The sequence below is a fragment of the Levilactobacillus acidifarinae DSM 19394 = JCM 15949 genome (genome assembly GCF_001434835.1).
Classification (GTDB): domain Bacteria; phylum Bacillota; class Bacilli; order Lactobacillales; family Lactobacillaceae; genus Levilactobacillus; species Levilactobacillus acidifarinae.
This window is the reverse complement of record NZ_AZDV01000003.1, coordinates 1-17390: the sequence shown is the minus strand read 5'-3', so window position 1 is coordinate 17390 and position 17390 is coordinate 1. Positions and strand designations below refer to the sequence as shown.

Sequence of the window (17390 nt, the reverse complement as noted above, 5' to 3'; positions counted from 1 at the left end):
TGATTTATGAAATCGAAAATTATACCCTAAATTTGATTAAACGAAAAGGCGCTAAACGTTGAGTTCACAACGTTTAGCGCCTATATGATCACCCGCACGGGGCTCGAACCCGTAACTCCGCCTTGAGAGGGCGACGTCTTAAACCAGTTTGACCAGCGGGCAATGTCATTGACTAGCAATATCTAATTTACGCTTCTTGATGGAAATTGTCAACGACTCCTGTATAAAAATTCTTTGCCTGAGGAGATATGCATTTTTCGGTAAAATCTGTTGACACTAATTCGGAAACAAGGTACTATTAAATAGTTGTTTCGCACAACACCACAGGTCATTGGGTATTCGCCAAATGGTAAGGCACCGGACTCTGAATCCGTAATTTACTGGTTCGATCCCAGTATACCCAATAATAGAAATATCGTCGCCGTCAATGGGGTAAAAACCTTAATTGACGGCTTTTTGTTTGTCCGCATGCTCAATTTGGCGTGATAAGAATCAAAGAAAGTGCACCATTTTGTGCACCACGGGAAGAAAAACGGAGAAATATGACAAAACGGCTGTTTTTAGCGGAACTGGGATAGTTAGGGGATTTTTACAGATGGTTGTAATTAGCTGACTCATTAATGGTGTTGGCCCTTTACCCACAGATAACATATATCTCAATCCGTTAAAATTTGCAGATACTTCGGCTCCAGTGATTGAGAACATTTAGCCACAGGAATTGTTGTATCCGCTGGAAAAAAGTAAGTTGTTAATTATTATGAATTATACCCAGTGAATATAGTAAGATTAATCGGCTTTCCAGTTTAACTATTGGAAAACCGATTTTCACTTAGTGGTGATTACTCGTTATTATAAGCTTTATAAACGTGTAAAGGTTCTCCCTGTTCTGTACAGACTTTGTAAATGTGCCCAAAGTTAGGTTAAAATCCCGTAAACTATGACTCAAGTTACTACGACATCAACGTGGAAATAATCGAAAGCTTTGTTTTGGTAGTGACATTAAACGAGTTTGAATATTTTGATCGATAAACAGAGAGGGATTAGGTTTTATGATGAAGAGAAGACGGCAATTAGGTGCTACCTTGGCAATTGCCTTAGTTTTAACCCCATTGATGACGCCGGTTGCCCAAGCACAGACAACCCAACGTCAAGTCGTGACGGCAGAACGGACGATGTCGACTAAGACCGCCGCGAAAGCAACTGAACAGGGGGCTGACCACCCAATTGAGAGTTCTTCCAACGAACTAGCGCCAGGAATCACGGATAATCGTTCCACTTTTATTGGCGATAAGAACAACCAAGATGTTGTTCATACCGTATCCGTTGATTTTAGTAAAGAGGCGACTCTACGACCGGGACTGCCCGACGATGGGGATAAGTATGGGCTGCAGACCGTCCGGGATGAAGCCAATGCGGCCATTGGACATGGTCAGCAAGTGGTAGCGGCCGTGAACGCCGATTTCTTTAACATGAGTTCTGGAGAAACCTCAGGGGCCATTATCAAGGACGGGAAAGAGATTCACGCCCCTAAGGCCAACAGTGGTGAAAGTTTTTTTGGCCTTACTAAAGCCGGTAAACCCATGATTGGGAATCAAACCGACTATGACCAGCATAAGGGGGACCTTGAACAGGCATTAGGTGGTTTAGGTCGGCTAGTTAAGAACGGTCAGGTCCAAGACGATAAAAGTTTTACGGGGATTCCTGGCACGCCACATTCGGCACGTACGGCCGTCGGAATCAAGGCGGATGGTACGGTTTTCTTTGTTTCCGTTGATGGGCAACAACCGCCGTATTCAGACGGAATGAGTTTGCCTGAGTTAGCAAAACTGATGAAGGCTAAGGGGGCCGTGGAGGCCATTAACTTTGATGGTGGAGGCTCAACAACTTACCTATCCCGGACGCCCGGTGAGAAAGATCTTTCTCTGAAAAACCGACCATCCGACCGTTCGGAGCGAAAAATCAGTACGAGTTGGTTGATTGTGACGAAGGCGAAGTCCGACCATCAACTGTCTCGCGCCGAGGTCTCACCTAAGAACCAAGCCTATTTAGCCGGGACTAAGGTTGATTTTAAGGCAAACGGGGTAGACGCGGCCGGTTATGACGCTAAGTTACCGACTTCGGGACTCACTTGGGCGGTTGATGATGACTCGTTGGGATCAATTGATCAAAGCGGACGTTTTACCTCTAATGGTAAAACTGGAGACGTCACGGTAACCCTGAAGCAGGGGACTAAGGTGTTGGGTAAGAGTACCATTACTTTGGCCCAGCCAGATCGGCTTAGTTTTGCTAATAAGGAACTGAGTTTGGCCCCGGGAGAAAAGAAGTCACTGAATCTAGCCGCTTATGTGGGACAACGAGAAGTCCATTTGAAGGCTGATGATGTTAAATGGGATTGTCCAGCAAACTTAGGGGTGATGTCGGGTTACGATGACTTCCAAGGCGTCAAGGGAAGCGCTGGCGGAACCATTAAGGCGACGTTACCCAGTGTTAGTGGTTTAGAAGCTCAAGTAAATGTTCAAGTTGGTCAACTTCCCAAAACCATTATTGATTTTGAAAATGGGGCGGATGATTGGGTTTCAACGACTTCGCTGCCAGCGGTAGGTGGCAGCATGTCAACGGTGACCCAAGATGATGGTGAAGTCCGTTTTGGGAAAAAAGCGTTACGAGTTGATTTTGATTTTACGGATTCATCTTTGCATAACAAAACGGCTGGTTCTTACGCCGGGCCGAAAGAACAGGCCATTAATGTGCCGAGCGCACCTAAGAGTATCGGTATGTGGGTCTACGCTACGCCGGAATCTCAAGGCGATTGGATCCGGATGGCTATTCATGATGGGGCGAATGCCGCGATGCCGTTGGACTTTGTAGATACGTCCACGGGGATTGATTGGACGGGTTGGAAGTACGTGGAGGCCCCACTTCCAGATGGCGTCGCTTATCCAATTAGAATTGATCCGAAATTGGCGATTCGAGTGATGTCCGTTAAGACGGGAATGCCGGGTGGCGGAACGGCCGCTAAAGGCCATATCTTCGTCGATAACATTCGGGCGGTCTACGGGGTCAACAAGGATGACTTGAAGAATCCCATTGTTGATAGTATCGACGTGGCCGGGAAAACCTTTACGGATAACAATGTGACAATCACCACTAAACTGCACGATGATTCGAATGACCCGAATATGTCGGGGATTGACTGGGACAATAGTAAAGTTTATGTGGATGATCATGATTATTCAGCGGATAAGGACCACTTTATTCCGGACAAAGATGGCTTAATTACACTCAAGGGCCTTAAATTCATGAACGGGACGCACCACGTTAAAGTCGTGGCGGTAGATAAATTTGGTAACAAGACCGAAAAAGAAGCGTACTTTACGGTAAAAGCCAATCAAGCTACGGGGATTCATCTGAATCAATTGGATAAAACCGTAAAATTAGGGGACACGGCTAAATTTAGCATTACCGCTGATGACTTAACTAAACTGAAGTCGGCCGTCTTTAAAATGAAATTGGCACCGGGGTTTGCCATCAAGTCTGTCGATTATGCAGTTGCGGATAGCAAGCAAAACGAGTATGCGACCGAGTCAAAAGACGGAACTACGACCTTTACGTTAAAGGATCTGGGCACGGATAAATCTAAGCCGCTGATGACCGTTACCCTAAGCGTTCCGCGAGACACACCGGCCGATGCCCCGTTAACGTATCAATTACTTAGTGGTGCGGTTGAGCTGAAGGATGCCGCGCCAACTGATATGGCGTTGACCACGGCATCGGAAGAATACACGGTTAAGGCTCAGGCCGATTATCAGGTGAAGCATACGCCATTTGTGGCGGGACTGAAAAATACGGTCACGATTTTAGATGCCGCGGGTAAGCCGGCAAATGGTGTAGCCGTTTCCGCAGTAACGGCTAATGGTCAGTCCATCGCGTTAGGTAAAACGAACGCTCAGGGAGAAGTCCCAACGGATAAGCTCCCAACGCAAGCGGGGAAGATCAAAATTGGTGCGGATAACGGCGCGGCACACAGCTTTTTGACGCCCACTATTATTTACGCTCCGGGGGATAAAACCAGTGCGGTACCTTCTCACTTATTAACGGGGGCCTCACAAGATCCGACAACGCGGAAGACGATTACTTGGATGACCAAGCCCGTTGACCATCCTATTCAATCGTTGATGCAAATCGCCACGGACAAAGACTATGCGGTAAATAAAGACAAAGCCTTTAAGACGGACCAGAGTGGACGGAATTCGCTGTTCACTTACGACAGTGATACCAGTGCCGTGACGGTTAACCGGGTTGATGCTATAGGGCTTAAACCGGGGACGTCCTACGCGTATCGCGTGGGAGATGGTACAAATTGGTCAAACGTTCGACACTTTACGACACTCACGGACAGTAACAAGTTTTCGTTTAACGTTTTTGGTGATACTCAGGTGGGGAACTACGATCAGCTGAGTGACTTTGATAACTTCTTGAATGGGGTAGAAAAGTCTCAGGATAAGCCGGCCTTTGGGATTCACGTGGGGGACTTCAACGATGACCAAACCCTCTACACTGAAGCGGAAGCCACGGCTCGAATTTTTGATGAACACCCTTACTACGATTCGATGGATATGCTCCACGTGATGGGGAACCATGAATATATGGGGGATGACGGGTCTAAGTCCATTGAAATGTTAGGAGTTCCCAATGGTAATGGGCCAAAGACAGTTCGTAAGGGAACGTATTCGGTCGACTACGGCAACATGCACATCGCCTCGATTGGTTGGACGGATGATCCCAAGGAAATGCAACGAGAAATGGATTGGTTGAAGCAAGACATGCAGGCCTCAAATAAAACGTGGCGAGTCGTGACAACGCATCAACCGGCTTACAATAAAAACCCGGCCGACTCACGGTCCACCATGTTTAACAAGATGTTGCCACCAGTCTGTGACGAATTAGGAATTGACGTGGTCTTTAGTGGCCACGACCACTCGTATGGTCGGACGTTCCCACTAGTTGGGGGTAAGAAGGCCGCTCATGGGACGACCTATATCGCGGCCGGACATACTGGGGCCAAGACGTACGACATTCGGCCGAACCAACCCGAAGTTTGGGATATGATTCAAACTGAAGCCAATAAGGCGCAAAAGACGTTCTTAACGGTTAAAGTCGATGGTAATCAACTGTCCTTATTGACGGTCGATGCTAAGGGCGACCAGGTCGACGCGGCTCAGTTAACGGCAATGAAGCATGCGGTAACCGTTCCGGGAACGACACATCCAGGTTCAACGACACCAGGGACTTCGACGCCGGGCGGTTCAACTTCGGGAAGCACAGCGCCAGGCGTAAGCAAACCGGAAACTTCCAAGCCAAATGTGACTAAGCCGGAACCGTCGCAGCCGACGACACCAAGCGCGACGAAACCAACGGCTAAAAAGACACCTGCCAAGGTGATTGGTGTTCGTGGCTTAGCACTATACCGGAAGCCAAACTTCTCTAAGGGTTCTCGGATGAATTCGTTTAGTAAACAACCCCAAATGCACCAGCCAGAGTTTGCGGTCTTAGGAACGGTCAAGGCGAAGAATGGCCGACTGCGGTTCCACGTGCGCGACGTCAACCGGAAGTCCAAGACGTACAAACAAACTGGGTACATTACGGCCAGCTCGAGTTACGTCCAAAATGCGGACTACACGAAGTTGGTTAAACGGGTAACGGTCATTAATGTGAAGGGTCTTTCAGGGTACAAGTCGGCTAAATTGACTGGTAAGGTGAAGCATCATTACCGTCAAGGTCAAGTCTTACGGGTCAAGCGCCTGATCCATCGCGGTCAGTCACTGGTCTTCCAGTTGACGAATGGGGCGTATATCACGGCTAACAAGCAACAGGTCCAAGCCGGAAAATTGAAGATGCCCCGGACGATTAAGACTAAGCATCGCGTTACGCTCTACAAAGAAGCCGAATTAAAACATCGGTTACACGACATTGCGGCCAATAAGCAGCTTAAGGTTCAGGGTTGGGACTACTCAGCGCATGGTACGTTACGTTATCGCGTCGCTGGTGGCTACGTCACAGCGAACCATAATTTAGTTAAATAAAGCACTTGGACGGATTTTAAGAATAAGTGTTTGAGAGTAAGGAACCCTTCAGGTTGAGTTTAAGATCAACCTGAAGGGTTTTATGACATTTTTAATAATGGAGTTTAGGAAAGATTTTCTTTTTAAAAAACGAAAAATCGATTTTTGGATTGATTTGAATCGAAAAAAGCTTTATTTGAATTATTTTAACAACGTTTTTCCGTTGTTAAGTTGATTAAATCGGATTAAGATAGATGTATATCAATCGATATATATGTCGATTGATGTACATCTATCTTTGAAAACGAGGAGGCAGACGGTATGCTGATTAGCTTTACGTTGAAGAATTTTCGCTCGTACCGAAACGAAGCGACACTGTCAATGGAGACAGGGGAACGCTTACGTAAGTATGACCGAGAGAATACGCTAAAGATTCCCTATACCAAGGATAAGGTGTTAAAAAGTGTGGCCATGTTTGGGGCGAATGGTTCCGGTAAAAGTACAGTGATCAAGGGCTTGAACTTAATGCGTCAAATGGTTTTACGGCCGACCCAAGACGTTAGTCAGCAGTTGCCGTATGATCCGTTTCGCTTAAACGAAGATGCAGCGCATCAGCCGACTCAATTTGAGATTTCGTTCGTTAAGGACGACTTTAGCTACAGTTATCGGTTGACCTACACTCAGGAGCGGGTTATTGATGAGGTTCTACGGGAGCGTAACCTAGCCACACCGAATGCTCAACAAAAAGTGCTTTTTGAACGGACGGGAACTAAAATTCAGGTAACTCCGAATGGTCAAGACGAAGCGCTAAAGACCACACGGCCGAACGCACTACTGCTCTACTCATTGCAGGCCAGTAACTATGCGCCAGCCGTTCGAGTCTTTAACTGGTTTCGTAATGATTTAATCATTTTTAATCAGCAAGTTGATTTTAGCTTGTTTGACAATGGTTTTATTAATGATCAACGCGTGCAGAGGGAACTTAACGACTTCTTGCGGGCGTCCGATGTGAACATTATTGGCTTGGGGTACCGAGAAACAGCGGTAACGCCCGAAACCACTAAATTTTTGACTCAATTATTACAACTATCGGGTAACTTAGAGGAGCCGCTATCACAGAAGGCAGAAGCTAAACAACGTTCTTTGTACACCGTGCATAAACGCTATAACGACCAAGGGGAACGAGTGGGTAACGTTGAGATCCCTTTGAATGCTGAGTCTACGGGAACGCAACGCATTGTTTTAATTGCGTTAGCGATTATTAGTTCTCAGATTCAACATAACCAGAAGACACTAATTTTTGATGAGTTTGAAGAAGGCCTGCACTATGAGATGGCGGTGGGGTTACTTAACCTGTTCAATTCATCTAAGAATCAAAATCAGTTTGTCCTAGCGACCCACCAACTGGAATTGTTAGATGCTCACATTCGAACCGATCAGATTTACTTCACTGAAAAAAATTATCGCGGAGAGAGTGATCTTTACTCCTTATTTGATTATGGGACATCAGTGGCACGTTCGGATGTTGCATTTTCTAAGCGGTACATCAAAGGACAATTTGGCGCCATCCCGGTCATTAATCTTGAAAGTTTTCAGGCGGATTTAGCCCGGTCTGAGGACGGAAAGGATTCAACCAGCCATGAGTAGACGAAAACCGCGACAACTTCGACAGTTAAAACACGAAAAGGTTATTTTTGTGGAGGGCGATACTGAAGAATTTTACTTTAATATGTTGAAGCAACGCTATCATGGTGGCAACGTTAAAGTTAAGATTCAAAATAAAACGGGGCAAAAGGCGGTTAAACTCGTTGAAGAAGCCAGCTCTTGGCGAAACAACCATCAGAACTTTGCGGGTGATCTTTATGTTTGTTTTGATGATGATTATCAAGATAAGCAGTTGCTACTGGCTAGTTACCATCAGGCCCAACGACAACATATTCGAATGATTTACTCGAACGTGTGTATTGAGGCGTGGTTACTCATGCACTTCATTCCGGCGCAAGGTAATCTGGACAATTGGCGGCAAAAGGCATGGCTGTATCATCAATTAGAACAACAATTGAAAATTCAAAATTATCCAGCGCATAAAGGAAAAGACCTGACGATTCAGTACGAAGACCGGATTGTGTACGCAGATCGCCATTGTCAACAACTCACAGGAAACCAACCATTAAATGGTGACGTTATTTTACAAAATCAGGTTTACACTAACTTTAATCAAGCCGTTAAAGCCATTTTTGAAATTGACCAATTTTAGAGTGAATGAATAGTGTTTAATATTTAGCCCGCAAGACTGAAATAACCATCAGTTTTGCGGGCTTTTGCGGTAAATAGTTAACCCAACATCAAACCTTTACATACTTTTTGCAAAATTGTAACGGAAGCCCCGTATGCTAAAAGTAGAACGAAGATTGAAGGGATGGCGTTATATGGGAACACAGGCCCCGCAAAAACGTAAAAACGGGTGGTCGCGGCAATTTTGGGGATGGCTCGGGATCTTATTATTAATTGGTGGGGGACTCACGGCCATCGTTTACCGCGACCAAATAGCCCCCCAGGTCGACGCGGGAATTTTGCGAACGTTTGATAAGCCCCAAAAGTATCAAGCTGAGCCGAAGACCATTCACCAGAACACCCAAAAGGACCGCCCCGGAGCGATTAGTGACCACAAGTGGCGCCAACAACAGGGCGCAGTCCGCAGCATTTCCGCCCTTGATTATCTGCGGCGACCGAAGTTGTCGGCACACCTGATCTTGGGGAGCGTGGCGGTACCGTCGTTACAGATGTCACTCCCCATCTTAAAGGGGGCGACCAGTCGCAACCTACAGATTGGAGCGGGGACCTTAAAGCAAGGGGAGCGGATGGGCACCGGTAATTACGCCATGGCGGCCCATAACATGGATCAGCCGGGGTATATGTTCAGTAACCTGCCCCGTATCAAGGAAGGGGCCAAGATTTATTTGACGGACCTCGACCAAGTTTACGTGTACCGGGCGCAGACGCACCGTGACCGCCAAGCGCCGTGGCACAGTTATTATTATCATCGCCAGGTACGGCCAAGTAACGTCCAAACGATTCAAGACATTCCCCGAACCCCCATCGTGACCTTGGTGACGTGTAACGCCACGGGCTCCGCACGGGAAGTGGTGCAGGGGAAGTACCTGCACCATTACGCCTACGCCACGGCTTCCGCCAACATTAGGCGGTCGTTTGATGTCTCGACGGTTACCCGAACCACCATTGTTTAAACTACTTAAGGAAGCCTCGCAGCAGACGTTGCGGGGCTTTTACTGGTTTTAGCGGGAACGAAACCAGTGAAAAATAAATACTGAGAATAATTATTTATTGCCGTTTAAATCATTCTATTAACCACTTTGTGAGGACGTAAATGTTTGATTTGGGAGTTGTACAAGCTCTGTAAAGTTGCCCATTTTTCGTAAGAAATCCCGTAAACTAGCTTTTGTAATTGGCATATACCAAGCGCTGAGAGATTGGGGGAGTCAGCGTACATAGAAAGTTAACGGGAAATTGCTGGGACTTAATGCGAACACATAAAGGGGAAATGACTTATTAAAATTAAACTGACGCGCCTGTGTCACGCCACACTGGCCGCTAGCATCTTAGCCATGAATTTAACGGGACTAACGGCACTGAACACGGTTCCGGCCAAGGCCGATGCCACTCCGGGGAAGGTGGTCATGGTTAAAGAGGGCCTACACGGATTTAAGACCGGGGAGACCAAGGAAAGTGCCCCCGACGATACCCAAGCCATTCAGAAAATTATTGACGACCAAGACCCCAATCAGATGACCACGTTACAATTTCCCAAGGGCTTCTTCGGGATTAGTGGGGCCATCAAAATGCACAGTAATCTGACCCTGAACGGGGTGGCGTCTAAAGACAGCGATTGGACCAACGATAGCCACATGGTCGCGCTGTGGCCAACCGCCGACAATGGCAATCAATACAAATATAAGCGGGCCACCTGGTGGTATCCGACTCAAGCTAAGGGGTACGGGGGGCCGAAAAACGTTAACGACGTGCATTGGAACAATATCACGTTTAATGGGCGGACGGACATCAACAACAGTCTCCAAGAATTACAGGCCATCACCCATTCGACAAACATCAGTTTCAATCATTGTGAATTTGATCGAACGGAAACGGCTCCGGGACATTCGCTGGATCTAGGGGGCGTTGATGGGGTCAAGGTGAGCAATTCGACTTTCCGGGGGTATCACGCAACCAATACCACCCGAAAGGAAGCCATTCAGGTCGATTACACCATCTTGACGTCGTCTTCGACCAACTCGGATAAGAATTTAACCGTGGTGCATAAGGAACCCAATACGGGGGATGAGAAAAACCAGAACCTGGGAGCGACCCACATCTTACCGGACCCGAAGTGGCACATTAACGAGTCCCTTTACATGGACGGACTTCCTAGCAAGAACGTTGACATCACCCATTCGCGGTTCTTACCGGTCTACAGTTCCGGGGACATCATGGATAGTCCGACCATTGGCATCCAGGCCCCCAACCCCACCGGGCAACATATCCAATATGCTGGTCAGTATATCGGACCGGTGAACTTTACGGGGAATTACAATGAAAACTCGATTACGCCGGGGGACGATGCCCGTGGTGGCAAAGGCATGTTGCCGGTGACCCCGGACGGCAAGCAGATCTTGGAAAAATACAACGGGATCATTCATTTCCCCAACGCGAACGGGATTAATATTTCCAATAACGTTTTCCGTCAAACGCAAAGTAATCCCGATACTCAGGGCATCGTCGACATGACCATGAACTTCAACGCCGGCCGCTTACCGACCGATGTGATGGTCCACGATGGAAGCGATAATGACGGGAAAGCCACAGATCTGAAGGTCAACACGGGGGCACCGTTTACCCAAACGCCGAGCACCGGGGCAATCTTTAATAACAACGCCATCATCGGCTTTAAGAGCTCGAAAAATTTCTGGGCGATCGGCCAACGGAGTACTAAGACGGATAAGTACGACGACGTGATTCGGGGGATCGAGAACAAGAACAACACCTACGTTAACGGCATCAGCTCCTTACCAGCCGTATTACCAGCGCCGAACGGGAATCTGGTAACCAATCAGTTGGCGAAAAACTACGTCGAAGGTGGCAACCAGGTGAAGAGTCGGGCGGACTACGATACACCACTGATTACCGTGAAGCAAAAGACGTTAACGGTACCGGCTGCTGCACCGGGGAACGCCCACCCGGACTACGCGCAATACGGCGCCACGGTCAGCGATAAGCTGGATGATTGGCAAGATAAGAACCTGGACCCCATCAGTTTCGACGATCACTTGGTGAAGTTTGACAAGGTTGGGACCTACAAAGTTACCATTAAAACGCACAACTCATTACACGTGCAAGGCACCAAGGATGTTAGTTTAGAGGTTGTGGCGCCTAAGCCCGTGATTTCCGGGGAAGACGTGACGGTAAAGGTCGGAAGTGACTTTGATCCCGTAACGGCTTTGAAATTGGCCGCGCACGATGCACTGGATGGTGATTTGTCCAAGCAGCTTAAGACGACCGGCAACGTCGATACCAGTAAACCTGGGAAATACACGGTGACGGCAACGGTAACGAATTCCAACCAAGAAAAGACGGAAAAGACCTTTACCGTGACCGTGAGCGATGCGCAGTTGAACCTGACGGCCCCGGCACTGACGCTAAAGGTGGGCGATAAGTTCCCCACGGCGACCGATGACATTAAGGCGACGGACGCGAGTGGAAATCCCGTGACGGACTTAAAGATTTCAACGCTTGACGCGGTTCCCGATACCTCTAAGGCGGGCAATTACGTCATTCATTACCTGGTTTCCGCACAGGGCTTGACGGGAACGGTGGCCCGCGACGTGCACGTGGTAGCGGCCCCGCAGACGCCCAAGCCCCAGGCCGATGCGGTCGCCTTGACGGGGAACTCCGTTAAGTTGGATTTGGCGACTACGAAACCCAGTGATCAGGAATTCTTGAAACTAGCGGGCATCAAACTCACGGTTGAGGGCAAGGCTAGTGACGCGCCGATTAGCGTGGATACCTCGCAGTTTAAACCTGACGTTGCCGGTAAATACCTGGTCACGTTTACGGTTCAAGTTGTCGGCGAAACGATTTCTAAACCCGTCTGGGTCTACGTTAATGCGCCTAAGGGGACGACAGACTTCACGGTGCAGGACTTTACGATTGACCGGGGACGGGGTCTGACGGAAGACCAGGTGCGTCAACACTTCAGTGCGAAGGATGCCACGGCCGGCGACGTGACCAAGCAGGTCAAAATTGATTTGAGCCAGGTTAACACCAATCAAGCCGGGGTGTATCCGGTGACCTTGATTTATACCGCCAACGGTCAGGTGACTAAGCAAGAACTAAAGGTGACCGTGGAAGCCGGGGAACCCGCCTTAAACGTGCACGACATTTCGATGGTGCAGGGAACGGACGTCTACCAGGCAATTGCGGCCGGTAAGTTTACGGCGAAGGATCCGACGGCTGGCGACCTGACGGCACAAATCAAATACGATATTAGCAAGGTTGACCCGGCCACGCCGAACACGTACGAGGTAACGGCGACGGTGCCCAATACAACGTTGAAGAAGACGTTTAAAGTGACCGTAGAGAAAGATATGCCTCTGATTCAGGGACCGGCGGACATGACGCTAGCGTACGGTCAGGCTCCCTATACGGAACAACAGGCCTTGGCCAACACCGTTGCCACCGATTCAGCAGGAAATAAGATTGATGCCAAGGTGACGGTCACGGGTATCAAGGCCATCAATACCAAGACCCCGGGCAAATACACGGTCACGTATAGCGCGACGAACAAACTGGGCAACACCACGACCAAGGATATTACCGTGACGGTCGCTCACGCAATTCCACAAATTACGGTCAACGGCGGCAATAAAGAAGGCTTCCTGATTCTGAAGCCGGGTAATGCGCAGGAGATTTTAAAGCAGATTCAAGCTCACGTGACGGCCCAAGCGGAAGACAGTGGCGCCATCGACAGCAAGTTGTTGAAGATTTCGGCGGAAGACGCCAACCTGTTTAACAATACCAACTTTCTGAAGGGGACGACCTACAATTTCCACTTTACGATTACCGATCAGCACAACATGACTGGTGAAACGGAAATTAGTTTTGCCATCGGCGATGCGGACGGTAAGACGCCCAAGAGTGGGGTGGAAAGTTTAAAGCCGTACCTGCGCCAAGACACCATCAACTACACGCCGGTACCGGCTGCTGGGAACCGGACGTTTGAGGATACCAATCTTCAACGCCTAACTAGTGAGTTGGACATTTTGCCGCACAACCCGCTGACGCCGTTTGTGGCGCAGATCTTGGATCCATCGGAAATTCACTTTGACCGTCCGGGCTCCTACAAGGTTTCGGTCCGCCTCTTTAACGGATTAGTCGACCGGACGGTACCCCTGACGGTCAATATTTCGGTGAAGGATGCGGTGGCGACGACCGTGACGCACGCTAAGGAACAGGTCCAACAGTTGGCCAAGAAGGGGAAACAGGCCATTGAACACCCCATCAAAACTTACGGGGAACTCCCGCAAACGGGGCAACGGGCGACCCTTGCGACGTTAGCGCTGGGCAGTTTAGCTGTCGTGAGTGGCCTGACCTTGTTGATTTTGAAGAAGTTACGTCACAAGAATAACCAATAATTAGCCGATTTTGTGACGATCTGGTTAATCCTAAATACGTCATTCGATTCAACAAATTTGTTGGATTGAGTGGCGTATTTTAGGCGTTGAATAGGGAAATAATAAGAATATTACAACGATAATAAGAAATGCTCGTTTTATTATGTAATTTATACTAAAAATGGTTGCTGACGTTGAATGAACTGGTTTTCCGACCTATAGTTGTCGTGGAACGTTTAATCTTGCAGGGAGTAGGGGTGTTAGCTGTGAAACGGAAACTAGAAACTAAAAAACGACGGCAGCGACAGTGGGTGACGGCCGGGACATTAGCTGGAACAACTTTATTGTTGCTTAACGCAAATTTGACAACGGCACGGGCGGATCCTAAACCAGGACCTGAAACGGTCGCCACCGTGGAAACCGGAACCGTAAAGACAAAGTCACCGGTAACCAGTAATGCGGCGTCCCTTGAACGTCAGATAACCAAGCCGTCGCCGGTGCCAGCTGATAAAGCGCAGAATCATCAGCAACAGCCCCAGGAGAGGACCCCAGCAAGTTCGACGACCGCACATTTGCCGGTTACGAATCCGGTCGCGGTAACTTCACAGGCTTCACAACCAATCACAAAGTCACCGGAGCAATCTGCAAATAAAGCGCCAATTGAGGTGAAGCCAGTCCAACCGGGAGTGGCACCAATCAATCGGGGTCAACTAACTAACGTTGTTCAACAAGCACCAAATACTGTGCAGAAGGTAGGGGTTTCCAAAGGTAAACAGCTGCAACTCACGGATTTACATTTAGACACCTTAGGAGAAAACACCGATTTGCGTCGCGTGGACGGCTATGATCCACGGTACCAAGTCATAGGACAGGGTGTTTGGCGGGGAGAATCGTACGCGACGCAGATTGCGGCCAACGCAAAGGGCGAAGATCCTAGTGCTACGCTTGGAAATGGACAGCACCCGTTATACATTGATGAGTGGTTACCAGATAAAGCTTTTCAGTACTTTCTTTGGAAAAATAACTTTTCCAAGACGTATGCGGGCGAAGATACTGGTTTTGATGATTTTCGCCAGAACTTTACTAAAGCCCAGATGACAACGCTAACTGATCTTGAATCGAATGAAAATCTACAAGCTAATGTCATAAAAGTTGGTGAAGATAAAAAGTTAGTCCTCACTAAGTATGGAGCGGCTCTGTCCACAATGTCGACCTTAGAAGGTTTACAAAATGCGGTCAATTTAAAAACGATTTATCTTTTTCCGGATCCAGGAGTTAGCGCGGCCGTGAATGGAAGCCTTCAAGGAGGCAACTTATGGGATATTCGGGCGCTTAAGGATCTACAGCAGTTGACCAGTGTCAACATTAGTAATTTTGCGATAAACGATGTTTCGGCATTAGCGCATAAAGAGCACCTAAACTTTGTTTCGCTAGACCATAATCAGATTGCGGATATTTCACCATTGACCACGGATAATCAGTTGCACTTTAAAGGCGCTAATAGCGTAAATGTTGGTCTTCAACATATCACTTTAGCTCCCATTGTGTTACCGCAGGAACTGACGACGGATCAGCTGGGGTATACGACCACGTTATCGATGATTAAAGATCAACAAGGACAGACTTTACCCGTTTTAGGCTTTTCTGATCCGAGTGATAGTTATGCGGGTCCCTATTCCACGACCGGTAATGTGGGGAACGTCAATGCCGATACGTTAACGTGGTTTCAGCTACGCCCAGATTCGGCTCAGTACTATGGCACGCTAACGGCCCATTGGACGGACAAAAATACCGATTTTAACGGAATTATCGTCCAACCTTATCAATTGGCAGCAAGGGTTGGAACCGTGACCGTTCAACTGCAGGGACTGCAGGCGGGGGGCCAACAAGTTAATTTGGGACCGATGATGGTTATTTCGGGCCTCGTTGGCCAGACCATTACGCTAGGCGGTCCCGAACTGGTTAACCAGTTGCAAGCCCAACCGGCAAAGGGCTGGCAACAACTCGGCCTAATTATGGATGGTACCGGTCAGTATCGCGATGTTTTGGCGAATAATGGGAAAGCGCATCGTTTTTATGGTATGCAAGTGACGTTAACACCTGAGTCAAAGAATCTCACCATCCTGTTCTATAAGGACATCGTACCGTGGGACGTGCTGATTCGATATGGCAGTGTCAATCCTGACGGGGCGTTGGCGACGATTCCCGAAATGGGTGAGCACGTTCAAGGATTTGCGGCCCCAACCCAATCCTTTACCGCTTATCAAAAGGATCTTCCGGATTACGTTTATCGGGCAGCATTTACCCGTGAAGAGGGTCAAAAGTGGTCGAGAGTAGATTTGGCAAAAATACCCTTTATTGGACTCACGCAGGAAATTATGCTCCTTTACACGCCCGTGAACCGTGCCACGGTGACCATCAAGGACGTGGCAACGGGAAAGATTTTAAAATTACTGGATTATACACAAGACCCAAGTTTACGGGGAAAGTGGGGGGCCACTAGTCAATTTTCTAGTAAGCCGTACTTAGATTCGCTCCGTCAACAAAACTACCGAGTCGTGCAGGACCCCACTAAACAAATCGTATTCGCGGCTAGTCAGGCACCGGTTAAAAATTATGAAATCTTGGTGGCTCCAAACTATACGACACAGCAGACGGTTAAACACGAAGACATTTTTTACGTGAATGCCCAAGGGCTTCCCGTAGCGGCCCCGGCTACTCAGACCATGACTTTCCTCACGGTGACCAACCAAGTCACACAAAAGGCGGTCAATTATCAGCACGATGATGCGGTGTCAACACCAGTGCTTACGTCAATGGGTCAACCAACGACGCCGGGGTGGCATCTGGTGACGCCCAATCAGATCTTTGAATTTCCGGCGGTCCAGAATCCACAACTAGTGGGACAACGGGTGGTTGCCACTACGACGACCACTGTGGATTTGACGCAGGTCCCGGCTATGGGGATGACTCAGGATGGTGACGATATCTTGGTACGAGTCAGCTATGCGCCTATTCCTCAACCAGCACCGAAACCAGCACCGAAACCAGCACCGAAACCAGCACCGAAACCAGCACCGAAACCAGTACCGCAACCAACACCTAAACCGATGCCCACACCACAGCCGCAACCAACCCCAGTTCCCGCACCGTCAGTTCAGTTGCCGACCGTTTCGCACCCCCAACCGACCCAGCCGCTAGGGCCCATCACGTCAGCTCAGTCGGACCTCACCACAACGAGGCCCACACCGGGACTGCAACCGATTGTTAACCAACCGACGTCTCTCACCGTTGTGCCCACGTCGACACCGTTAACGATCGGCGGTCATCAGAACAGTAACATCGTGCCAACCACCACAACGCGGCCAACGAGCACCCCTAATCAGCCACGGCCTGGTCAGCGGACTCCGCACAGCTTAAATTCTGTTACGACTCAGCATCACCAGCGGGTTAAGCCCCAATCAAAGTTACCGCAGACGGCCGAAAGGTCCGCTAATTTCTTTCAATTTTTAGGCTTAGCCCTTTTAACGAGCTGTCTCGGCGCCATGGGTTTCTTACGCCGGCACCACTAAACGCCAACCAAAAAGTGAGTTTGGGACATAAGTCCCTAAATTCCAGTAATTAAAAATTGGTCCTAGAAATC

At 48.5% G+C, this 17390-nt stretch carries 6 protein-coding genes and 2 tRNA genes; 7 read left to right on the top strand and 1 reads right to left on the bottom strand.

The features are described from left to right. Positions 1-88: 88 nt before the first annotated feature. A tRNA-Glu gene (locus FD25_RS00740) sits at positions 89-162 on the bottom strand. A gap of 170 nt (positions 163-332) precedes the next feature. Between FD25_RS00740 and FD25_RS00735 the strand changes: the two genes are divergently transcribed. From FD25_RS00735 to FD25_RS00705, 7 genes are all read left to right on the top strand, one after another. Next, positions 333-404, top strand: a tRNA-Gln gene (locus FD25_RS00735). 645 nt (positions 405-1049) lie between these two features. Then, the gene (locus tag FD25_RS00730) at positions 1050-6083 is read left to right on the top strand and encodes a phosphodiester glycosidase family protein (RefSeq protein ID WP_057800684.1); all 5034 of its coding nucleotides are present in this window, start codon (positions 1050-1052) and stop codon (positions 6081-6083) included. Positions 6084-6383: 300 nt separating this feature from the next. Next, positions 6384-7709: an AAA family ATPase gene (locus tag FD25_RS00725; protein ID WP_057800683.1), complete on the top strand. Its 1326-nt coding sequence runs from the start codon at positions 6384-6386 to the stop codon at positions 7707-7709. After that, entirely contained in the window at positions 7702-8319 is a 618-nt protein-coding gene (locus FD25_RS00720; RefSeq protein ID WP_057800682.1) for an RloB family protein, read from the top strand. The genes FD25_RS00725 and FD25_RS00720 overlap by 8 nt, the downstream gene beginning before the upstream one ends. Positions 8320-8491: 172 nt before the next feature. Beyond that, entirely contained in the window at positions 8492-9310 is an 819-nt protein-coding gene (locus FD25_RS00715; protein WP_057800681.1) for a class A sortase, read from the top strand. A 378-nt stretch (positions 9311-9688) separates the two neighbouring features. Continuing rightward, positions 9689-13768 carry an immunoglobulin-like domain-containing protein gene (locus FD25_RS00710; RefSeq protein WP_083484034.1) on the top strand — a complete coding sequence of 1360 codons (4080 nt, stop codon included), beginning with the start codon at positions 9689-9691 and terminating at the stop codon, positions 13766-13768. 245 nt (positions 13769-14013) lie between these two features. Beyond that, positions 14014-17319, top strand: a complete 3306-nt coding sequence (locus tag FD25_RS00705) for a leucine-rich repeat domain-containing protein (RefSeq protein ID WP_057800679.1) — start codon at positions 14014-14016, stop codon at positions 17317-17319. The last annotated feature ends 71 nt before the right edge of the window (positions 17320-17390 follow it).